Below are 21,524 nucleotides of genomic sequence, written 5' to 3'. Positions count from 1 at the left end.
GAAAAGAGAGTATCTTTCGGCACGGAAATGGCAAAAGCAATGTCCTCACAAAATCGCGTGACACCCTCCGCGGAGGGGATCGCCGCCTCGGCCAAGGCCGCAGGCAAACACCGTGGTCTGCCGCCGGTCGAGAAGTGGGATCCGCCCTTCTGCGGCGACCTCGACATGAAGATCGCCCGGGACGGCACCTGGTTCTACCTCGGCACCCCGATCGGGCGGCGCGGGCTGGTGAAGCTCTTTTCCTCGATCCTGAAGAAGGAGGGCGAGGATTACTTCCTCGTCACCCCGGTCGAGAAGGTCGGCATAAAGGTCGAGGATGCGCCCTTCGTGGCCGTCGACTTCGAGGTGCACAGCCCCGGCCCCGACCAGGTGCTGACCTTCCTCACCCATGTCGACGACCGCGCGAGCGCAGGCCCCGCGCATCCGATCCGGGTCGAGCGCGACCCCGAGACCGGCGAGCCCGCGCCCTATGTCCTGATCCGCCGCAACCTCGAGGCGCTGATCGACCGCAAGTCCTTCTACCGGCTGGTGGACCTGGGTCACACCGGCCCGCATGACGGGCAGGAGTGGTTCGGCGTGCGCTCGGGCGGCGAGTTCTTCCCGATCATCCCGGCCTCGGAGCTGCCCGAATGACGCGCGATCCGCGACAGATCACGTAATCGTGCTAGGCTGAGGGAGATGAAGATCGCAGCCAATATCTCCCTCCTGCACTTCGGCGTGCCGCTGGCCGCGCGCGCCGACAGTGCCCGCAAGGCCGGTTTCGACGGGCTGGAATGTCTTTTTCCCTATGCGCTCTCGCCCGGCGAGATGGGCGACGTGCGGGGCGCCATGCCCCTGGTGCTGATCAACACGCCGGTCGATGACTGGGAGGACGGCGCCCGCGGCCGCGCCGCGGTGCCCGGGGAGCTGGCGCAGTTCGCCTCGGACATGCAGCGCGCGATCGACTACGCCGAGGCGCTGGGCGTGGGCCGCATTCACGTCATGGCCGGCAAGTCCACCGGCACCCGGGCGCGCGAGCGCTTCGAGGCCAACCTGCGCGCCGCCTGCCTCGCGGTGCCCGAGATCACCATCCTGATCGAGCCGCTGAACGCCGGCGACATGCCGGGCTATTTCCTCAACGATTTCGACCAGGCCGGTGAGATCATCGACCGCATCGGCCTGCCGAACCTGGCGCTGCAGTTCGACACCTGGCACGCCAAGCGCATCCACGGCGACGCCCGCGCGGTCTGGGCCCGGCACGCGGGCCGGGTGGGCCATGTGCAGATCGCGGGGCTCGGCGCGCGCGGCGCGCCCGATCCCGACGACCCGGTGGAGGCGGCGCTCTACGAGGCCATCGCGGCCTCGGGCTACGACGGCTGGGTCAGCGCGGAATACCTCGACAGCGGGGCGGGCTACGGCTGGCTCCCCGCGCTCCGCCGCCGGATGGGCGACAACGCCGGGGACCGCGCGCCGGTCCGGGCGTGAGGTTGGCTGGGTGATGGGTGAGAGGTTGGTGGAGCAGGGCGCTGCGCTGAGGTCGTTTGCCTGACAGTGCAGGGGACGGCGCGCGGCGTGACCCGGGTCGGACATGCTGACAGTGAGGCACGGCGCACGAGCGCGCTTCTGGTCCCCGCATCGCTAACGCCTTCAGTCCGTGGACTGCTCCGGTCGCCATCATGCACAACGTAAGGCCAGTCGCCCAACCGGTGCCAGATGCCCCCTTCCACCCCTCGCAACAGAGGGCGCGCGGCGGACCGGGGGCCGGCGCTGCTGACCGGCGAACGAGGCGCTTTATCCATGCAAGGTCAGGGCTAGAGGGGAGTTATGCTCTTCGCCCGCAAGAGCGCCGGCCCATCGGGCCGGTCCGGCGCGCGCCCGGCACCTTCGGTGCTATTCGGGCGCAAGTGGGCGTGTGGGGGCCGTGGGTGCGATTGGGTTGGAGGTAGGGTGATTTTGCGAGTCGGGAGGCCTTGAGCCAACCGCCGGGAGGCACCGAGCTTAATCCACCGGCCCGACCAACCGCGCCCAACCTCAATCCCCCAGCTTCGCATGCACCTCGTCCAGGTCGATCTCGCCCACGGGCTGCTTGTTCGCCGGGTTCTCGAAATCGTATTTGAACAGCTCGAAGTCGCGCTTGTAGATCTCGTAGACCAGATGCATCGAGAGGTCGTCGAAGTAATCCTCGACCGGATGCGCGCGCTTCGGACCGTGGCCCTCGCTCTCGTTGAAGCGCGGCACCTCGCCCAGCACCACCGGATGCGGCGTCTCGATCGCGTCGAGTACCTCCTGCATCCCGGGATTGAAGCGCTCGGTCCAGAAGATCTTGTTGTAGCGCCCGCCGTTCACGATGAAGGTCGAGATGTGCCCCGACATGGCCGACCAGTGGATGTCGGGCTCCATCGGGCGGCGCCAGCGGATGGTGTCGCGGGCAAAGAGCAGGAACCGCCGGAACGAGCGCACCTGGTCGAATTCCTCGGTGCCGTCCTCGCCGCCGACCTCGATGCCGTATTTCTGGATCAGGAGCGGCACCAGGTTGCCGCGGTAGCGTTTGCCGTTGCGCTGGATGCCGCAGATCTTGTCGAAGAAGGACGAGAGGATGCGGCTGTAGGGATTGCGCACGCAGGTGAAGGCATAGGCCGAGCGGGTCTTCACGTTGGCGCGGATCTTCGGCTGGCTGTCCTCGAGCGCCCATTTGTGCATGCCGCCACGGGCATCGTGGATGTCGCCGTCGTAGAAGCTGCCGTGATCCGAGTAATAGAGGATCTGACCGATCGTCGAACAGGCGCATTTCGGCACGACGCGATAGACGACGCTCTCGCTCTCGGTCATCCAGGTCCCGGGAAACCCCATCTTGTCTTTCTGCCCCTCACCCCCCGCGCTTGCGTCCCGCGCGGTCTTCGCGCCAAACAAGCAAACAAATCGGGTTCATTCAATCTTCGTTTAGGGTATCACCGGAATATCGGGGCAAAAACATGGGCGTGTCGTACCTGTAAATGGCCAAGGTCGCCTTCATCCTGCTATGCCACAAGGACCCCGCGGCGATCATCCGCCAGGCGCGGTCGCTGACGGCGGTGGGCGATTACATCGCGATCCATTTCGACCGCAGCGCCGACCCCGAGGATTACCGCCGCATCCGCGAGGAACTCTCCGAGAACCCCAATGTGGTCTTCGCCAGGAAGCGCCAGCGCTGCGGCTGGGGCGAATGGAGCCTCGTCGCCGCCACCCTCGAGGCGCTGACCGCCGCGGTCGAGGCCTTCCCCCGCGCCACGCATTTCTACATGCTCTCGGGCGATTGCATGGCGATCAAATCCGCCGAATACGCGCATGACTTCCTCGACCGGCGCGACGTCGATTACATCGAGAGCTTCGATTATTTCGAGTCCGACTGGATCAAGACCGGCTGGCGCGAGGAGCGGCTGATCTACCGCCACTGGTTCAACGAACGCACCCAGAAACGGCTTTTCTACGCGATGTTCGAGCTGCAGAAGCGGCTCGGGCTGACCCGCAAGATCCCCGCAGACATCGACGTGATGATCGGCAGCCAATGGTGGTGCCTGCGCCGCCGCACCGTCGACTGGCTGCTCGACTTCATTCGCAAGCGGCCCGACGTGGTCTCCTTCTTCCGCACCACCTGGATCCCCGATGAGACCTTCTTCCAGACGCTGGTGCGCCACCTCGTGCCCGAACGCGAGATCGAGAGCCGGACGCTCACCTTCCTGATGTTCACCGATTACGGCATGCCGGTGACCTTCCACAACGATCACTACGACGTGCTCTTGAGCCAGGATTTCCTCTTCGCGCGCAAGGTCAGCCCCGAGGCGCATGACCTCAAGCGGCGGCTGGGGGTGCTTTATTCCTCCGAAGGGGTGCGCTTCGAGATCTCCAACGAGGGCCGGCAGCTCTTCGATTTCCTGACCGCCAAGGGCCGCATCGGCCGGCGCTTCGCCCCCCGCTTCTGGGAGACGGAAAGCACGCTCGGCCGCGAGCGCGAACTGCTGATCGTGGTCTGCAAGAAATGGCATGTCGCCAAGCGGCTGCTCGAACGCATCCGGCAGATGACCAACATTCCCTGCATCGAATATCTCTTCAACGAGGAGAACACCGCCCTGCCGGACCTCGGCGGCATCCAGTCGACCATGGTCAAGCGCCACCGCCACCGCCGGGCGCTGATGCGGATGCTCTACGACTACTACGAGACCGAGCGCATGCTGGTCTGCCTCGACCCGGTGAGCATCGACCTGCTCGAGGATTTCTGCCGTGACCGGGCGGTGACCCGGATCCTCGAGGTGGACTGCCACTTCTCCGACGACTACCTCACCGGCCATGCGATGCGCGTCGGCCTCGCCGGCGACCGCACCCCGCCCGAGACGCTGGCCCGGCTCCTGCCGACCGTGCGCAACGACATCCTGCACGAGAGCGACCGCATCCGTGACGCGGAGTTCCCGAACTACCTGCGCATCCGCGAGGGCGAGACGCCGGAGGCCAATGCCGAGGCGCTGGCCGCCTTCCTCTCGCTCGGGCGCGACACGGCGATCGACATCGCCCGCACCGATTTTCTTTTCGCTGACTGAGGACCCCGATGGCATTCGACTACGACGACCAGAACATCTTCGCCAAGATCCTGCGCGGGGAGATTCCCAATGACACCGTGCTCGAGACCAAGCACAGCCTGGCCTTCCGCGACATCCAGCCCCAGGCGCCGACCCATGTGCTGGTGATCCCCAAGGGGCATTACGTCTCCTACGACCATTTCGCCCAGGAGGCCTCGGACGAGGAGATCGTCGATTACACCCGCGCCATCGGTGCCGTCTGCCGGATGGCGGGCCTCGAGGCCGACGGCTTCCGGATGATCGCCAACGCCGGCCGCGACGGGGTGCAGGAGGTGCCGCATCTGCACGTCCACATCCTCGCCGGGCGGCCGCTGGGGCGGATGCTGGCCCGGGCGTGAGGTTTTGCTGAGCGGAGCGGGCGGCGGGGCCGCCCGCGCTTGGTGTCTCGTCCGGGGCCTTGCGGCCCCGGCCTCGGGTGTGCCTCCGGCGGGAGGTATTTTTGGCCCGGTCAAGCCTGGGGGTTTGGCGCGCCGGGGGTGAGGGGGCGGCGCGAATGGCGGGCCTTTGATTTTCTTGGGGGGGGAGAAGCGGGGTGCGGGCCGGGCCGCTCCGTGCCTGCGCCTGATCCGAGGCTCTGCCTTTTGTCAGCCCCTCGGCACTCTTTCGTAGGCGTCCAAAAGGCTCGACAAGCGCGTTTCGGTCTTCTGGTGCTGCTCGCTGTCCTCGGGCCGCGCGAGGATGTCCATCGCGAGCTTGTTGGCGGCGAAGGTGACGCCCCAGGAGAGGACGCGGCTTGGGTTCAGGCCGGTGCGGGCGTGGATGCGCTCCGCCATGCGGATCTGGCGGTTCGGGTCGTTCGCGATGCGCGGCATGTGGCTGGGGTTGGAGAGGGCGAGTGCGTATTCGGCCTCGGGCTCGCCGAATAGCGGCAAGGGGTCGATGGTGCACCAGTGGCGCGGCGCGCCGATGATATTGGTGTGGTGCAGGTCGCCGTGCAGCATGCCCCTGTCGCCGCGCGCGTCGCGGTCGAGCGCCGCCGTCGCGATGCCGAGCGCGGTCTTGAAGGGGGCATTCGAGAGCACCGCGCTGGCGGCCGGATCGGCCATGAACATGGCGCTGAAGCGCTTGTCGAGGCGGCGCTGCGGGGTAAAGGCCCGGCGGCGCGCGCGGATCGCCTCGGCGACGTCGATGATGATCTCGGTGGCCTCCGCATCCCCTCCGCGCTCGACGATATGGGTCAGGAGCGCGCCGTCGAGATGTTCGAGAAGCAGGGCCTTCTCGGAGGCGCGCAGGAGCCGGACGCAGCGGTGGCCCGCCATGACCGCCAGAAGCTCCGGGGCCTCGGCCTCGTAGCCCGGCGTGCCCGCGTGGTAGACCTTGAGGATCGCCGGGGCGCCGTCCGCCTGCGCGACCTCGTAGATCTGCGCCCGCGACCGCGAGGGGCCCGCGGCTTTCAACGTCAGGTCCCATTCCGCCAGAATCTGCGCAATGTTGGACTCTTCGAGATCCCTTGCCATGAGGCAAGGCTATCCGAGACCGCGTGAAATGCCAGAGAATTCGCTTTTAGGTGGTGGTGGGTGGGATGCGCAATTCAGCCGGGAATTGATGTGAGGTGATTCGCCCATTGCGAGTTTTCTGTAAAATGGGGGTCGGAGTCGCAATTGGGGCGGGAAGAGAAAGCCGGGTTGCGGAGCTCACGCGGAATCGTCCTTAAAGGCGATCAGCGCAGTCGGAAAGCACGCTTTAGGCGCTATGGGCGATATTGCGTGACATGTTTTCGCCGCAATTTGGGCGGGGGTAAAACCGCGTATTTAGCGCAGCTCTCAGAAAATCACCCCGCATATAGACAATTCACTCCCTTCACCTTCCAATTATGGCGGCGATACGGGGAAAACCGTTGAAATTTGGGCAAAAATTGGGCAAATTAATCTTTGTTACGGGACGCTGCACGGCTCGGGACAGAGACTGCCACCTGAAAACCGAACAGCGCACGTTGGAACGCCCGGTGCTCAATACGTTCATTCGGCGCCTCGGGGAGGGTGATGTATGCGTAGTAAGCTAAGCGTTGTTGCAGCTTTGGCCGCCATGTCGACAAGGATCGGCCTGCCGGACTCGGCCTTGGCCCAGGAAGCCATCGAATTGCGGGACAGATGCGAGACCTATCTCGAAATCGACGATCGCGGAATTCTCTTGAACGAGCTTGAAAACCTGCTGGAGCTCGATCCGGACGATCCCTGCATTCCCTTCCTGGTCGATCTTTTGGGTGGGAGTCCGCTGGCCCAGGCCACCTCGCCTTATTGACCTCGGGCGCACGGAACGCGCTGCGGTTCCATGTCCGGCGATATTGCGCCGGACATCTTCACGTCTTCTCAATCTTTGAGCGGTAGTCCTGATGGCAGTCGTGCGTGGCTCTGCAGTGCGGCGCGGGGCTTACGCGGTCCGGCAGGGCCGGAGGTATTGCGCGGCATAGGAATAATCCATGCGCTTCAGACGGGAGGAAAGGCCGCCCTGCTGGGAAATCCACTGACGCACCCAGGCGGGGTAGCGTTTCACGAGGTAGTCCGTGCCCCATTTGTTCATGTCGCTGCGGGCGCCGAAAGCACGGTGGAAATGAAAGGAGGCGCCGGGGGCGATGCAGGTCTGAGAGGGGCTCAGCGACAGGAACAGCGTGCAGGCCGAGGCGCAGGGGCCGTTGAAGGCGACAAGCGTCTGCTGGTTGCGCGCCCGGGCGACCCGCTGCGCGTATTCAACGACGCTGCCGCCGTTGTCGCGGCCGATCAGCAGCACCTGCCCGTTCGAGCCGGTGTTGGCAGCGGTCGTGGTGGCCGCCAGGCAAGTCAATGCAATTGCCGCAGCAATACCTTTTAGGGATAGCATGCTCGTACCTCGTTCCCGGCGACTCTGACGTTCGCCTTCCGCTTTCTTCAGCTGCCGAGACCGACCTCGGGGAGAACCCCTCTGGGCGATGGCGACACCTGTTGGGTGACGAACATGATGCGTCAGGGGACGAAATCAATACGGCATTCACGGGACCGGAGCGGGGCAAGCCCGGGGCGTCGGAGCCCGCCAAACGCGGGTCACGAGGGGTCTCACCGGGATTTCAGGGGCTTACAGAAGGCCCTCAACATGTTGTGGTTGTGGTGCCAAATCTAACCACATGGGGCGAGAGAATCGCCATCCTGACGTCAGGAGGCGGATTTTCACAACATGTTGTCCAACTGCCACGTTTTCCGCGCTGCAGCGTCCGCCGACGGTAGCGGAGACCCGCTCAGCCCGCCGGCGCGGCACGCACCGTCGAATCGACCGATACCCAGCGGCAGGGCAGCTTGAACAGGGCCTCGAGCTCGCCTTCGGTGGGCATGCGCCGCCGCCTTGGGTCGAACATCGCCTCGGAGCGCCCGGCGGCAGGGCAGAGCACCTCGAGCCCCTGGGCGGTGATCTCCGGGATGCCCTCGATCGGGATGCGCGCGAGGTAGGGATCGCAAAGCACCACGGTCTTCGCCCTGGCCTCCTGAAAGGCGCTGATCTGCTCGATCCGGCCCGCGTCGAGCAGCTCGCTGATCTGCGGGCGGAAGGTCAGGTCGGTGTCGTTCTCGTAGTCGGGCCAGTGGAAGATGCCGATCCGCCCGGCGCGGCGGCTCTCGGCCTCCACATGGGCGGCGATCCAGTCGATCCCCACCGCCTTGTTGGAGAAATCGGCGATGAAGAGGCACCTGAGCCGCGCCGGCCTGTTGTCACGCGGAAGGATAGGCCGGGGCGCCGGATAGGCGCGGCTGTCCTCGGCCTGCCAGGGCAGGGTGAGCTCCTCCGAGGGCAGCGCGGTTTGCCAGCGCCGATAGGTGCGGAAGTAATCCTTGCGCAGCCCGTGGAAGACCGTCTTCACATGCGTGACGCTTTGCTGGGTCAGCGAGTCCGGCCGCACCATGCTGAGGGCCAGCGGCAGGTCCCGGTCGGTCTCGGCCACGGCCCGCGCGCCGTAGCGCGTCTTGAAGCGCCAGATGAACTCATTGTCGCCGCCGGCGCGCACGTTGTCCCAGGGGCCGATCTCGGAGAGGACGGCCTTGGGGATCAGGAAGGAGGATTGGTTCAGGCTGATCAGCATCTCCTCCGGGCGCCAGTAGCCGACCGCGAAGAGGTCGTCGTAGACCCGCAGCCAGCGCGAGATGACGCCCACTGCCCCCTCGGCCTCGCGTAGGCGCTTGAGCTGCCATTCGATCTTCTGCGGATGCGACCAGTCGTCGGCGTCATGGACGGTCACGTAGTCCCCGCTGGCCTGCGCCATGCCGGCGTTCCGGGCCAGATAGGCGCCGCCGTTCCCGGGCATCCGGATCAGCGAGACCCGCGGGTCCTCGGCGGCGATGCGGGTCACGATCTCGCAGCTCTCGTCGCTGCTGCAATCGTCGACCACGATTATTTCCAGGTTGCTCCAGGTCTGCTCGCGCATGCTGCGGATGGCGTTGCCGATGGTCGCCGCGCCGTTGAACATCGGCATGACGACCGAGACCTTGGCTTGTTGTAGCTGGCTCTCCGGCGGGCCGTCGAGGATCGTCCCGCGGATGTTGCTCAGGCTCAGCGGCTGCTCGGCGTCGCGCTTCTCGATGCCGACCGCGCCTTTGGTCAGGAACACCCGGTTGATCCAGGCCAGCTGCTCCGCCTCGCCCTCGGCGGGCGCATCGGGCCCCGGGCCGCCATAGGTATTGGCGATCTGGAACAAGAGGTTGGGATCGTCGGGATTGCGGGCCAGCATCTGCAGCGCCAGCTCCCGCGCCGCCTCGGGCTGGCCGAGCTGGATGAGGCAGTTCGCCTCGGCCAGCACCAGCCCGCGCGAGCCCATCTTGCCCAGGGCACGCGCCTCGCGGATGAATTCGAGCGAGGTCTTGTAATCGCCAAGATAGCTGGTCCAGCGGCCGAGCCCCCAGGCCGCCAGCGCGCGCTGGCTGGCGGGCGCCTTCGGCGCGCGGAGCGCCAGTTCCAGCGCGTCCCGGGCCGGGCCGGAATACCCCCGCCAGAGCCGCCGCTCGAGCACCGCGGGCGCAGGTTTGGCCAGCGGCCCCTCGACAAGCGCGTTGCGCGCGGCGCGCTCGGCCTCGGCGATCACCTTGGTGAGCGCGCTCGGCGCCTCCTGCGCGCCGCGTGCATGCAGGCTCGCCGAGAGCATCCAGAAAGGCATGATCCCGTCGTGCGGATGGAAAATGGGCTTGCGCGCAAAACCCAGCGCCCGCTCGCTCCAGGCCTCGGGGGTGAACCGCGCCTGGGCGGCGTAGACCAGCGGCAGGATCCGGTCCTTGTCGAAGGCCGAGAGCTGCTTGTGCCCCCATTTCGGCTTCAGGTGTTCCGCCAGCAGCCAGCCGAAGGCATGGGCCAGCCCGCGCCCGTCCCGCGAGGTGAACTCCCAAAGCCGGTCGCCGCATTGCTTGGCCAGCGTCGCCAGATGCGTCCAGCACTGCAGGTTGAAATAGCAGTAGTGCCGGGTCTGGGTGCGCTGCAGCTCGTGCTTCTGGACGCCGTTGCCGTCGAACTGCCCGGCGATCCGCTCGCGGCTCCGGCGGAAGGTCTCGCAAAGCCTGGGGATGTCGCTGAGATAGGCCGCGATGGCGCCGACCTGCAGGTCGTAACAGGTGCCGTGGTTGTTGCGCGCCCGCGCCTCCTGCACGCCCTGGGGGCTTTCGAGAAGCCAGGTGAGATATTCCTCCAGCCAGAGGGTCAGCGCGGCCTTGTCCGCCTCCGGCCAGGCGCCGGCCCGTTCCAGCAGGCGGACGGCATCGAGCAGGAAGTAGAGGTCCTTCATCTCGATCAGCCCGCTCGCCGAGCGCGCCTCGCGCTGGGCCGCCGGGTTGACCTGGGCGAACTCCAGGTGCGGGGCCATGCGGGTCTCGGGGTCGATGAACCAGCACCTGAGAAGCCGGGCGGCGTGGTCGAAATAGGCGGTCTTGCCGCTCACCGTCCCGGCCAGCGCCAGCACGGTGGTGTCGTCGAAGAGCCGCTGCAGCCGCGTCCGGTCGTATTGGTCGCTCAGGGGCTCGTAGAGCACGGTGCCCGGCGCGCGCAGCCCGTCGCGGTAGGTGCCCGAGCGTCCGTCGGGGGCGTTGGGATCGGGCCACCAATAGGGCGCGGGGTGGTAATAGTCGTGCTTGTCGCCGCTGGGCGGGGTCAGCGTCTTGTCCGTGACCGAATAGGGCCCGCGCTGCAGCGCCAGCTCGGCCTCCTGCAAGAGCCGGTCGCGGATCAGCCCTTTCGAGGAGTCCTGCGGGGCCGCGCGCAGGGCAAGCAGCGTGTCTTCGTCGTAAGCGGTGAGGCGGGCGGCATCGAAGCCGCGGGCCAGCGCCTTGCGGTCGAGCTCGTCGAGGATGGCGACGATGGCCTCGGCCCGGGCGGCGCCGCGCCCGACCAGCGCCTCGGTCGACTGTTCGTCCAGATGCGCGCTCCCCGAGGAGAGCCGCGCCACCCAGCCCGCCTGACCGAAATCGCCGGCCTCCCGGGCGCGCGCCGGGCGCGGCAGGTCCCAGACGTCGTCCTGCCAGCTGTCCCAGGCACCGCGGACGCCCAGCCGCCAGAGCAGCTCGACCTTGGGGCGGCGCCCGTAGTGATAGCTTTCCTCGAATTCCTCCGAGGCGTCGCGGCGGAACAGGATCTGCGGCTCCTCGCCGGTCTCGGGGCGGTGGCCGCGCTTCAGAAGGTCGGCGTTGTCCAGCGTCCGCGCCATCGGCACGACGTGGTATTTCATGTAGGGCGCCTGCCGGACGTCGCGCAGGATCTGCGACCAGGCCGCCCGCGAGAGATAGCAGTTGCCGTCCCAGGGCAGCACCCATTTCGCCCGCGTCCGGCCATCGCGCAGCGCCGCGTTGCGCGCGCCGTTGTTGTTCATCAGGTATCGGTTCTTGTGCCGCCGCGCATGGGCCTCGGCGCGCATCTGGTCGGCCTTCTGCATGTCACCGTAGCTGCCGTTCAGGAAGAAGGTCAGCTGCGGGAAACTGTCGAGGTCCCAGTCGACCTGGGCGTAGTCCTCGAGGTCGAAGGGGATGTGCAGGTAAGGCTGCTTCTGCGCCTCCAGAAGCGCGAGGATCGCCGCCTCCTGGTCGGGGTCGGCGATCCGGTTGACCACCCAGCGCTTCTCGCAGCGGGTCAGCCGGGGTTCGTGCTCGAGGATGAACTCCAGGTTCGCCAGCGTCTGCCCGGCCTCGTGCCGGGGCGGCAGGTCGTTGCCGAGGATCCGGTAGAGGACGAAGGTGTCCGCCTCCTGGTCGAGCCCGGTGTCGAGGTATTCCGCCTTCAGCGCCGCGATGTCGGCGACCGCGGGCTCGGAGATCACCTCGGTCGGGCGGCGGGGATTGAACCGCGTGCCCGGATCGAGGTTCGCGCCCCGGAACAGGTCGTAATCCGCGAGCCGCGACCGCAGGAGACCGGGCTTGCCGAAATCGAGCATGTAGGGCGGTGCCCACTTGGCCCAGATGGTGCGGAAGCGCGCGGTCAGGCGGTCGCCCGAGGGGGCCGCGAAATAGACGCTGCGCGGGAAGAACTCGACGATGCCCTCGGGGTCGAGGCGCGCCATCTGGTCGGCGTCATCGGTCAGGAAAAGCGGCAGGATCGGCTTGGCCCCGCGCTGCATCCGGTCGATCTGCTTCAGCGCGGCGCAGAGCCCGGCGGCGTCGAGCCCGAAAAGCGCCACGGCGACCAGCGGCGGGGTGCCGCCCTGCGCCGGGGCCCGCGGCGCGAGCGGCCGGGCCTGCAACGCCTTCGCTGGCGGGCCCTCGAGGCACCAGCCGGCCTCCTCGGCCCAGCTCGGATCGGGCAGCGCGGAGGTCTCGACGCGCGGGGTTCTCTCGGTCTGCCAGGCGACGGTGATCGCGCGCGGCTCGCCCGGCGCTGCCGCTGCGACGGGCCCCGCGGCCCGCGCGGCTCCCTGGGCGGGACAGGGCACACCCGCGTCCATCTGATCCTCGTCCTCATGCGGCGGTTCTGGGGCGTCGATCTTGTTCATATCATCCGGACCACGCTTTGAATTGCCTCGGCCGCGTCCCCGGCTCCGTTGCCCTGGTACAGATCAAGGCACTGGTGACGCACGAAATCCTGCGCCGCCTTCTGCAGAAGCGCTTCGCAGACGGCGGGCAGGTGAAAAAGCTCCTCTTCCGGCAGGTCGAAGCCGGCGTTGTGGTCCTGGGCGAACTCCGCCCGCACCCCCTGGGCATCGAGCGAGGGGTGGCGGTTGGCGACGAAGATCGTCGGCAACCCGCTGGCGATGATCTCGTGGAAGGTGTTGTAGCCCGCCGCCGAGATCGAGAAGTCGAAGGCGTTGAAGTAGTGGCTGAGCGGGTATCCCTGCAGGTGCCGCGCGGTCTGCCCGGCCGAGAGCGCCAGCGCGCCGCTCTGGGCATCGGCCAGCACCACCTGCAGATCCGGGAAGCGCTTGAGGTGGTCGAGGATGTCCGAGGTCAGCCCCAGGACATCGCGGTTGCCGCTGGCCCCGAGCTGCACCAGCGCCAGGGCCTTGTCGCCTGGCAGCCCCAGCGCCTGGCGCGCGGCCTGGCGGGGCAGGAAGTCCTTCTGGTCGAGCAGCGTGACCGGCGCGACCTGCCGGGTCTCGTGGCGGCGCGTCGCCGTCGGCCCGTCGTCCCAGGCGCCCGCCACCTCGCCGGGCTCGATGATCAGGTCCATGAAGCGCGCATTGTCGAGATCCCGCGAGGGCGATTGCAGCATCCCGCGCCGCACCCAGACAAGCCGGCAGCTCCCGCGCGAGAGGACCGCCTTCACCAGGCCCGGGCTCGGGTTGTTGCCGTCATAGACCACGGCATCGGGCGCGTAGCGGTCGATCAAGCGCGCCAGCTCGACCCGCAGCCAGGCGTCCCAGGCCGCCCGGTCCGACCGGATCTTGGCCTGCGCCGGCAGGTATTCGGCGAGGTATCCGAAAGATGTGATGATCGGCACCGAGGGCGCCAGGGTCGCGAAGATCGGCTCGGCGGCCGTATCGAGGCGCCGCGCGATGGCCAGCGAGCGGGTGACATGCCCGAGCCCCGCCCCGTCCGCGGGCACGAAGAGGATGCGCTTGCCGGGCCGCTTACGCAGCCGCACCCGCCGCCTGGGGCCGCTCTCCAGGAGCGCCAGCACCCGCGCGCGGTGCGCCTCCTCCGAGAAGGAGTAGCGGCTGTGCGTCAGCGCCTCTTCGCGGGCCTGGGCCAGGGCGGTCTCGTCCTCGGCCAACTCGCGGACCCGCTGCCGGGCACTCGCCGCGCTGGCGTAGACCGGGCCCGGGCCGAAGTGCCGTTCGAGATGCTCGGGCAGGACCACGACCTTGCCCGAGGCCATGGCCGTGGCGATGGCGCTTTCGGGCAGCACCGGCACCTGGATGCCCGGGAAATACATGAAGACATCGAGCATCTCGATGAAGCGCGCGACGGAGATATCCGCGGCGTCGAAGCCGGTAAGCCCGGCGCGCGACCGGATCCCCTGCCAGACCTTGGCCGAGGGTTTGCCGAGCACGCGGAAATCCGTGCCATTGCCGATCGGATAGGTCGCCAGGATCTTCTGCGGGCTCGCCGGCCATTGCGCCGCGCCGGGCACGCTCACCCGTCCGAAGACCAGGGGCCCCGGCCGCCGCGTGCCCGGCTGCCGGACCGGCCGCGCCACCGGCCGCCAGTCCTCGGCCAGCATCGGCACCGGAAGATGCATCGCCGCCAGCGAGGCCCGCACCCAGCGGTTGGTGGGCGCCCAGTGCATCTCGCCGAGCTGGAAGCTGAACCACTTGCCGGCGTTCTCGATGGTCGATTTCTGGTCGTGCACCAGCACCACCTTGTCCGCGCGCACCGAGGTCAGATCGGCCACCGGCCAGTTCATCGTCGAGGGCGAATGGGCCACAGCGAGCTTGGCGCGGATGTCCTGGTCCGCCCTGAGCGGCTGGGCCAGCCCCTCGCGGAAGCAGGCCTGCAGGTCGGGCGAGACGAAGCGCTTCGCCGGGTCGGGCTCCACGTGGACGACGCCGACACGGCACCCCATGTCGCAATAGGTTCGGATTTCACTGGACAGCCGCAGCCCCGCGTCGCCCTGCCGCGCCAGGTCGGCAAGCAGCACGATATCCGGGGAACCAACCCTCACTGACCTAGCCGTAGTGAGACATGTCGCATGTCACTACCTCACTGATGAGGGTATATTCAGAATTTGCGATGCGGCAGTCAAGTCTCTGATTAGGCCGGAGTTTCCCTGGGGTTTTTGTGCCGCGGTTCCGGGTTCGGCCTGGGGTTGAGTCGTGGGGATTTTTGTTTAGCGGAGCGGGCGGCGGGGCCGCCCGCGCTTGGTGTCTCGTCCGGGGCCTTTCGGCCCCGGCCTCGGGTGTGCCTCCGGCGGGAGGTATTTTTGGCCCGGTCAAGCCTGGGGGTTTGGTGCGCCGGGGGTGAGGGGGCGGCGGGGATGGCGGGCCGGTTTTTTTGTGGGTTGAGTTTTTTGAGCGGGGCTTGGTGCGTCCTGGGCGGGTGGGCCTTGAGGCGCGCGGTTGCGTGGGCGCGCCGGGGTTTTGCGAGGTTTTGGCTGGCTTCCCAGCCGCTCAGCCGTGCGCACCCTTGGTGAGGGCGAGGAAGACGTCCTCGAGGTCGGGCTGTTCGGTGCGCACGTCGGAGATCCGGATCCCGGCGGCGCGGACGGCGTCGAGGACGTCCTCGGCGTGCATCTCGCGGGCGTGGTAGGTCAGCGCCAGGATGCCGCCCTCGCGGGTCTCGACCTCGCAGCCTTCGAGCTCGGGCAGGCTCGCGGGCGTCTCCTCGGGTTCGATCACCATGGTGCGGGCGTCGAGCTCGCCCAGGAGGTTGCGGGTGGTGTCGCGGGCGACCAGCGCGCCCTGGTTGATGATGGCGATCTCGTCGCACATCTCCTCGGCCTCCTCGAGGTAATGGGTGGTGAGGATGATCGTCATCCCCTCCTCGCGGTTCAGCCTGCGGACGTTCTCCCAGAGCATCTGGCGCAGCTCGATGTCGACGCCGGCGGTGGGCTCGTCGAGCACCAGGATATGCGGGCGGTGCACCAGCGCCTTGCCGAGCAGCAGCCGCCGCCGCATGCCGCCCGAGAGCGTGCGGGCATAGGCCTCGGCCTTGTCGGCGAGCCCCACCATCGAGAGGATCTCGTCGGAGCGGCGCTGGCCCTTGGGGACGCCGTAGAGCCCGGCCTGCACCTCGAGCGCGCCGCGCGGGGTGAAGAAGGGGTCGAGGTTCAGCTCCTGCGGCATCACCCCGATCGAGGCGCGCGACTGCCGCGGGTTCTTGTCCTGGTCGAAGCCCCAGATCTCGACCGTGCCGGCGGTCTTCACCACCAGCCCGGCGAGGATGTTGATCAGCGTCGACTTGCCCGCGCCGTTTGGCCCGAGCAGCCCGAAGACCGAGCCTTCGGGGATGTCGAGATCGACGCCCTTCAGCGCCTCCTTGGCGGGCGCGCCGCCCTGTCCGCCATAGGTCTTCTTCAGTCCCGCGATGCGGATCGCCTTGCCTGCCATGCCTGTCTTGCTCCTCGGTTCGTCATCCGACATAAGGCACCTAGTGCAAAGGCAAAGTGATGGGAACTCGCGCCATGGCTCCGGACGCCCCCGAGACCAAGATCGTCGACCGCTATCGCGTCGCCTGTGACGGCGGCGAAGGCGCGCTGGGCCATCCGCGCGTCTGGCTGCAGATCCCCGAGGACCGCGGCTGGGTCGAATGCGGCTATTGCGACGCGCGCTTCATCCACCGCGACTTCGAAGGCAAGGCCGGGGCGTGAGCCCCGCCCGGGCGAGCGCGGCGCTTCTGGCGCTGGCGGCGCTCGGCACCGTGCTGGCGCGGATCTGGCTGAGCGTGAGCGAGGACGAGAGCCTCGGCGCAGCGCTCTGGTCCCTCTTCCGCTACTTCACCCTCTGGACCAATACCGCCGTCGGTCTTTACGCCGCCTGGGTGGCGCTGACCGGACGCGGATCGGCGCGCCTGGCGGGCGGGCTGCTGCTGTCGATCCTGGCGGTGGGGCTGGTCTATCACCTGCTGCTGGCGCATCTCAGCGACCTCTCGGGCCTCGAGGCGCGGATCGACGACATGCTGCATACCGTCGTGCCGCTGGGCTACCTGGCCTATTGGACCGGGGCCGCGCCCAAGGCGGGGCTGGGGCTGCGCGACCTGGGGCTCTGGCTCGGCTACCCGCTGGTCTATTGCCTCTACGCGATCCTCCGGGCGCAGCTCGACGGGGTCTATCCCTATCCTTTCCTCGACATCTCCGAGGCCGGGCCGGGTGGCGTGGCGCTGAACGTCCTGGGGCTGCTGCTGGCCTTCGGGGCGCTGGCGCTGGCGATCCAGGCGCTGGCCCGCAGGATGGCGCGCGGCGCCTGAGCGCGGCTTTCCATGTGCCGCGCCTCGGGATATGCCGGGGGCGACAGACGATTTGACCCAAGGAGCGCGCGACATGAGCTTCGGCAAAGGCTCTCACCTGCATCTCATCGACGGCTCCGCCTTCATCTTCCGGGCCTTCCACGCGCTGCCGCCGCTGACGCGCAAGTCCGACGGGCTGCCGGTGGGCGCCGTGCAGGGCTTCTGCGACATGCTGCGGCGCTATATCGCCAAGGACCACGGGGCGGGGGCGCCGACCCATATCGCGGTGATCTTCGACAAGGGCAGCCACACCTTTCGCAATGATCTGTACGACCAGTACAAGGCCAACCGCGACGAGATGCCCGAGGACCTGCGCCCGCAGATCCCGCTGACCCGGCGCGCGACCGAGGCCTTCAACATCGCCTGCAAGGAGATCGAGGGATACGAGGCCGACGACATCATCGCCACGCTCTCGGTGCAGGCGCGCGAGAAGGGCGGCCAGGTGACCATCGTCAGCTCCGACAAGGACTTGATGCAGCTCGTCGGCGGCGGGGTCGAGATGTTCGACGCCATGAAGAACCGCGCCATCGACGCCGAGGGCGTGATGGAGAAATTCGGCGTCGCGCCCGAGCGGGTGGTCGACGTGCAGGCCCTGGCCGGCGACAGCGTTGACAACGTGCCGGGCGCGCCGGGCATCGGGATCAAGACCGCGGCGCTTCTGATCAACGAGTTCGGCACGCTGGAAGAGCTTCTCGACCGCGCCGAGGAGATCAAGCAGCCGAAGCGCCGCCAGACGCTGATCGAGAAGCGCGAACAGATCGAACTGTCGAAGAAGCTGGTGCAGCTCGACCGCGAGACGCCGCTCGACTTCGCGCTCGAGGACCTCGAGCTGCGCGACCCGGACCCCGAGACGCTCCTGGGGTTCCTGGCGGAAATGGAGTTCCGCAGCCTGTCGCGCCGGGTGGCCGAGACCCTGGGCGCCGAGGCGCCGGTCATCCCCGAAAGCGCCCCCGAGGCCGCCGCGGGCGAGGCCGAGGCGCCGGAACAGCCGGATTTCGCCGAGGCCGACTACAGCACGATCCGCGACGCCGAGACCCTGCAGGGCTGGATCGACGCGGCGCGGGAACGCGGCTGGATCGCGCTGGATACCGAGACCACGGGGCTCGACGAAATGCGCGCCGAGCTGGTGGGGCTCTCCTTCGCCGTCGAGGCGGGGCGCGCGGCCTATCTGCCGCTTCTGCACCGCGATGCCGCCGAGGGGGATCTCTTCAACTCCGACGCGCTGCTCGACGGGCAGATGGACCGGACCGAGGCGCTGGATCTCCTGAAGCCGCTGCTCGAGGATCCGGCGGTCCTGAAGGTCGGGCAGAACCTGAAATACGACATGAAGATCCTTGCCCGCGTCGGCATCGAGGTGGCGCCGATCGAGGACACGATGCTGCTGTCCTACGCGATGAACGGCGGGCTGCACGGGCACGGGATGGACCAGCTCTCCGAGCGCTATCTCGGGCACCAGCCGATCCCCATCAAGGAGGTGATCGGCACCGGCAAGAGCCAGATCACCTTCGACCGGGTGCCGATCGAGGCGGCGACGAAATATGCCGCCGAGGACGCCGACATCACCCTGCGGCTCTGGCAGGTCTTCAAGCCGCAGCTGCACCGCAAGAAGGTCACCCGCGTCTACGAGACCATGGAGCGGCCGCTGGTGCCGGTCCTGGCCGAGATGGAGCGCGCCGGCATCGCGGTCGACCGGGATGTGCTGTCGCGCATGTCGGGTGCCTTCGCGCAGAAGATGGCCGCGCTGGAGGAAGAGATCCACGAGCTGGCGGGGGAACGCTTCAACGTCGGCTCGCCGAAGCAGCTGGGCGAGATCCTCTTCGACAAGATGGGGCTCGAGGGCGGCAAGAAGGGCAAGACCGGGGCCTATGCCACCGGCGCTGATGTCCTCGAGGACCTGGCGACCGAACATGACCTGCCGGCGCGGGTCCTCGACTGGCGGCAGCTCTCCAAGTTGAAGTCGACCTATACCGACGCCCTGCAGGAGCACATCAACCCCGAGACCGGGCGGGTGCATACCTCCTACGTGATCTCGGGGGCGAACACCGGGCGCCTGGCCTCGACCGATCCGAACCTGCAGAACATCCCCGTGCGCACCGAAGAGGGCCGCCGCATCCGCGAGGCCTTCGTGGCCGACACGGGCAAGGTGCTGGTCTCGCTCGACTACAGCCAGATCGAGCTGCGCATCCTGGCGCATATCGCCGGCATCGACGCGCTGAAGGAGGCGTTCCGCGAAGGGCAGGACATTCACGCCGCCACCGCCTCGGAGATGTTCGGCGTGCCGATGGAGGAGATGACCCCTGAGGTGCGGCGCCAGGCCAAGGCGATCAACTTCGGGGTGATCTACGGCATCTCGGGCTTCGGGCTGGCGCGCAACCTGCGCATCCCGCGCGCCGAGGCGCAGGGCTTCATCGACCGCTATTTCGAGCGCTTCCCGGGCATCAAGGACTACATGTCCGAGACCACCGCCTTCGCGAAAGAGCACAAGCGGGTCGAGACGCTCTTCGGCCGGGTGATCCACACGCCCGAGATCTCCGCCTCGGGGCCGCGCGCGGGCTTTGCGCGCCGGGCGGCGATCAACGCGCCGATCCAGGGCACGGCGGCGGACATCATCCGCCGCGCCATGGTGCGGATGCCGGCGGAAATCGCCGCGATGCCTGCGAAGATGCTCCTGCAGGTGCACGACGAACTGCTCTTCGAGGTCGAGGAAGGCGCGGTCGAGGACCTGATCGCCGCGGCCCGCGGGGTCATGGAGAATGCCGCCGACCCGGTGGTGAAGCTCGATGTGCCGCTGGTGGTGGACGCCGGGCAGGGGCCGAACTGGGCCGAGGCGCACTGAGGGCGCGCCCCTCGGGCGGCCGCCCCGGCGGCGGCGCGCTAAGTCAGGCGCGGCCCCGAGCCCCGGGGCGCGCGCGGATCGCGGGGCGGGGCCTCTCTCAGACCAGGCCCTTGTCGCGGAAGAGATCCGGCAGCGAGGTCTCGGGGCGCGGGCCCATGTGGCCGATCACCTCGCGGGCGGCGGCATGGCCCATCTCGCCCGCGCGGAACATCTCGGCCCCGGTGACCAACCCGTAAAGGAAGCCCGCGGCGAACTGGTCGCCCGCGCCGGTCGCATCGACCGGGGTGATATGCTCGACCGGGACATCGGTCCGCGTGCCGTCGCGCAGGATGGTGCAGCCCTGGCCCGAGCGCGTGCAGACCACCAGCGGGCAGATCGCGGCGACCGCCTCGAGATCGGCCTCGAGGTCGTCTTTCTGGAACAGCGCGCGGATCTCGGCCTCGTTGCCGATCACGTAGTCGAGCTCGTTCTCGATGAAGTCCAGGAAGTCGGCGCGGTGGCGTTCGACGCAGAAGGGATCGGAGATCGCGATGCCCGCCTTGCCGCCGGCCTTGCGGCAGGCGCGGGCCATCTTGGCGAAGGCGTCCTTGCCCTTGTCCTTGTCGAAAAGGTAGCCCTCGAGGAAGACCACCTCGGCCTCGGCGGCGACCGCCTCGTCGACGTCGTCCGGGCCCAGTTCGGCGGAAATCCCGAGGTAGGTGTTCATCGAGCGCTCGCCGTCCGGCGAGACGAAGATCATCGAGCGCGAGGTCGGCAGCTCGCCGCCCGGGGCGGGCGGGTTCACGAAGGCGGTGCCGATCTTCTCCATCTCCTCGGCGTAGAAGCGGCCCAGCCCGTCGTCCTTCACCCGGCCGACGAAGGCGGTGCGCAGCCCGAGGTTGCCCAGGCCCGCCAGCGTGTTGGCGACCGAGCCGCCGGGCGCCTGCACCCGGCCTTCCATCGCGCCATAGAGAAGCTCGGCGCGTTCGCGCTCGATCAGCTGCATGATGCCCTTCTCGATGCCCATGTTGTCGAGGAAACTGTCCTCGGCGCGGGTCAGCACGTCGACGATGGCATTGCCGATGCCGGCAACCTGGTACTTCTTCATTCTGTCTTGTCCTCGAATTGGCAGAGGTCGCGGATCAGGCAGGCCCCGCATTTGGGCTTGCGCGCGACGCAGGTGTATCGGCCGTGCAGGATCAGCCAGTGATGCACGTGCAGCTGGTAGTCGGCGGGCACGTGATCCTCGATGGCGCGTTCGACCGCGGCCACGTCCTTGCCCGGCGCGATGCCGCTGCGGTTGCCGACCCGGAAGATATGGGTGTCCACCGCCTGGGCGGGGTGGCGCCACCACATGTTCAGCACCACGTTGGCGGTCTTGCGCCCGACGCCCGGCAGGCTTTCCAGCGCCGCGCGCGAGTTCGGCACGGTGCCGCCGTAGTCCTCGGCGAGGATGCGGCTGAGCTTGATGACGTTCTTGGCCTTGTTGCGGTAAAGCCCGATGGTCTTGATGTGCTCGATCAGCCCCTCTTCGCCGAGGGCGAGCATCTTCTCGGGCGTGTCGGCGACCTGGAACAGCGCGCGGGTCGCCTTGTTCACGCCGGCGTCGGTGGCCTGGGCCGAAAGCGCCACCGCCACCACCAGGGTATAGGCGTTGACATGCTCGAGCTCGCCCTTGGGTTCGGGCTCCGCGCCGTGGAACCGGGCGAAGATCTCGCGGATCGTGTGGTAGTCGAGCTGCCGTGCCATCGCGCATGTTCATGCCCGCCCCGCCCGGGATACGCAACAATCGGGTCGCGCGGCGGGCCGCCGGCG

General features: G+C 68.0%; 16 protein-coding genes. 8 read left to right on the top strand and 8 right to left on the bottom strand.

All coding sequences use genetic code 11. The annotated features are described in order from the left end of the window. Positions 1-27 precede the first annotated feature (27 nt). Together ACX938_RS09770 and ACX938_RS09765 are read left to right on the top strand one after the other, a co-directional pair. Positions 28-633, top strand: a complete 606-nt coding sequence (locus ACX938_RS09770) for a DUF1285 domain-containing protein (protein ID WP_459430899.1) — start codon at positions 28-30, stop codon at positions 631-633. 45 nt (positions 634-678) lie between these two features. Then, positions 679-1,464, top strand: a complete 786-nt coding sequence (locus tag ACX938_RS09765; RefSeq protein ID WP_232753633.1) for a hydroxypyruvate isomerase family protein — start codon at positions 679-681, stop codon at positions 1,462-1,464. 546 nt (positions 1,465-2,010) lie between these two features. On the opposite strand, the gene ACX938_RS09760 is transcribed toward ACX938_RS09765, so the two are convergent. Continuing rightward, complete coding sequence (locus tag ACX938_RS09760) at positions 2,011-2,829, bottom strand: sulfotransferase family protein (protein ID WP_232753634.1); 819 nt, start codon at positions 2,827-2,829, stop codon at positions 2,011-2,013. Between the two features lie 143 nt (positions 2,830-2,972). Here ACX938_RS09760 and ACX938_RS09755 point away from each other — a divergent pair, with 143 nt between their 5' ends. Both ACX938_RS09755 and ACX938_RS09750 read left to right on the top strand, forming a co-directional pair. Continuing rightward, the gene (locus ACX938_RS09755; RefSeq protein WP_459430898.1) at positions 2,973-4,550 is read left to right on the top strand and encodes a DUF5928 domain-containing protein; all 1,578 of its coding nucleotides are present in this window, start codon (positions 2,973-2,975) and stop codon (positions 4,548-4,550) included. A gap of 8 nt (positions 4,551-4,558) precedes the next feature. Then, a complete protein-coding gene (locus ACX938_RS09750) occupies positions 4,559-4,927 on the top strand; it encodes an HIT domain-containing protein (protein ID WP_232753636.1) in 369 nt (122 codons plus the stop codon). A 246-nt stretch (positions 4,928-5,173) separates the two neighbouring features. Here ACX938_RS09750 and ACX938_RS09745 read toward each other — a convergent pair whose 3' ends face one another. Then, positions 5,174-6,046, bottom strand: a complete 873-nt coding sequence (locus ACX938_RS09745; protein WP_459430897.1) for an aminoglycoside phosphotransferase family protein — start codon at positions 6,044-6,046, stop codon at positions 5,174-5,176. Between the two features lie 529 nt (positions 6,047-6,575). On the opposite strand from ACX938_RS09745, the gene ACX938_RS09740 reads away from it, so the two are divergent. Further along, on the top strand, positions 6,576-6,830 hold the full coding sequence (locus ACX938_RS09740; RefSeq protein WP_232753638.1) for a hypothetical protein: 255 nt from the start codon (positions 6,576-6,578) through the stop codon (positions 6,828-6,830). 129 nt (positions 6,831-6,959) lie between these two features. Here ACX938_RS09740 and ACX938_RS09735 read toward each other — a convergent pair whose 3' ends face one another. From ACX938_RS09735 to ACX938_RS09720, 4 genes are all read right to left on the bottom strand, one after another. After that, positions 6,960-7,370 carry a hypothetical protein gene (locus ACX938_RS09735; RefSeq protein ID WP_459430896.1) on the bottom strand — a complete coding sequence of 137 codons (411 nt, stop codon included), beginning with the start codon at positions 7,368-7,370 and terminating at the stop codon, positions 6,960-6,962. 427 nt (positions 7,371-7,797) lie between these two features. Then, a complete protein-coding gene (locus tag ACX938_RS09730; protein ID WP_459430895.1) occupies positions 7,798-12,507 on the bottom strand; it encodes an alginate lyase family protein in 4,710 nt (1,569 codons plus the stop codon). Beyond that, entirely contained in the window at positions 12,504-14,591 is a 2,088-nt protein-coding gene (locus ACX938_RS09725; RefSeq protein ID WP_459430894.1) for a glycosyltransferase, read from the bottom strand. Before ACX938_RS09725 ends, ACX938_RS09730 begins: the two co-directional genes overlap by 4 nt. A gap of 469 nt (positions 14,592-15,060) precedes the next feature. Continuing rightward, positions 15,061-15,999, bottom strand: a complete 939-nt coding sequence (locus ACX938_RS09720) for an ABC transporter ATP-binding protein (protein WP_459430893.1) — start codon at positions 15,997-15,999, stop codon at positions 15,061-15,063. Positions 16,000-16,073: 74 nt separating this feature from the next. Here ACX938_RS09720 and ACX938_RS09715 point away from each other — a divergent pair, with 74 nt between their 5' ends. The 3 genes from ACX938_RS09715 (at position 16,074) to polA (ending at position 19,730) form a co-directional block, all read left to right on the top strand. Then, positions 16,074-16,259, top strand: a complete 186-nt coding sequence (locus ACX938_RS09715; RefSeq protein ID WP_232753643.1) for a zinc-finger domain-containing protein — start codon at positions 16,074-16,076, stop codon at positions 16,257-16,259. Then, on the top strand, positions 16,256-16,855 hold the full coding sequence (locus tag ACX938_RS09710) for a Pr6Pr family membrane protein (RefSeq protein WP_459430892.1): 600 nt from the start codon (positions 16,256-16,258) through the stop codon (positions 16,853-16,855). Before ACX938_RS09715 ends, ACX938_RS09710 begins: the two co-directional genes overlap by 4 nt. Before the next feature lie 73 nt (positions 16,856-16,928). Then, positions 16,929-19,730 carry a DNA polymerase I gene (gene polA, locus ACX938_RS09705; RefSeq protein ID WP_459430891.1) on the top strand — a complete coding sequence of 934 codons (2,802 nt, stop codon included), beginning with the start codon at positions 16,929-16,931 and terminating at the stop codon, positions 19,728-19,730. 97 nt (positions 19,731-19,827) lie between these two features. Here the strand turns inward: polA and ACX938_RS09700 are convergent, their stop codons facing one another. Both ACX938_RS09700 and nth read right to left on the bottom strand, forming a co-directional pair. Next, positions 19,828-20,817 carry an adenosine kinase gene (locus ACX938_RS09700; RefSeq protein WP_232753646.1) on the bottom strand — a complete coding sequence of 330 codons (990 nt, stop codon included), beginning with the start codon at positions 20,815-20,817 and terminating at the stop codon, positions 19,828-19,830. After that, the gene (gene nth, locus ACX938_RS09695) at positions 20,814-21,458 is read right to left on the bottom strand and encodes an endonuclease III (protein ID WP_459430890.1); all 645 of its coding nucleotides are present in this window, start codon (positions 21,456-21,458) and stop codon (positions 20,814-20,816) included. The genes ACX938_RS09700 and nth overlap by 4 nt, the downstream gene beginning before the upstream one ends. Between the last annotated feature and the right edge of the window lie 66 nt (positions 21,459-21,524).

Source organism: Roseivivax sp., assembly GCF_054552075.1.
The sequence above is the reverse complement of the archived record's forward strand: the minus strand, read 5'-3'. Positions and strand labels throughout refer to the sequence as shown.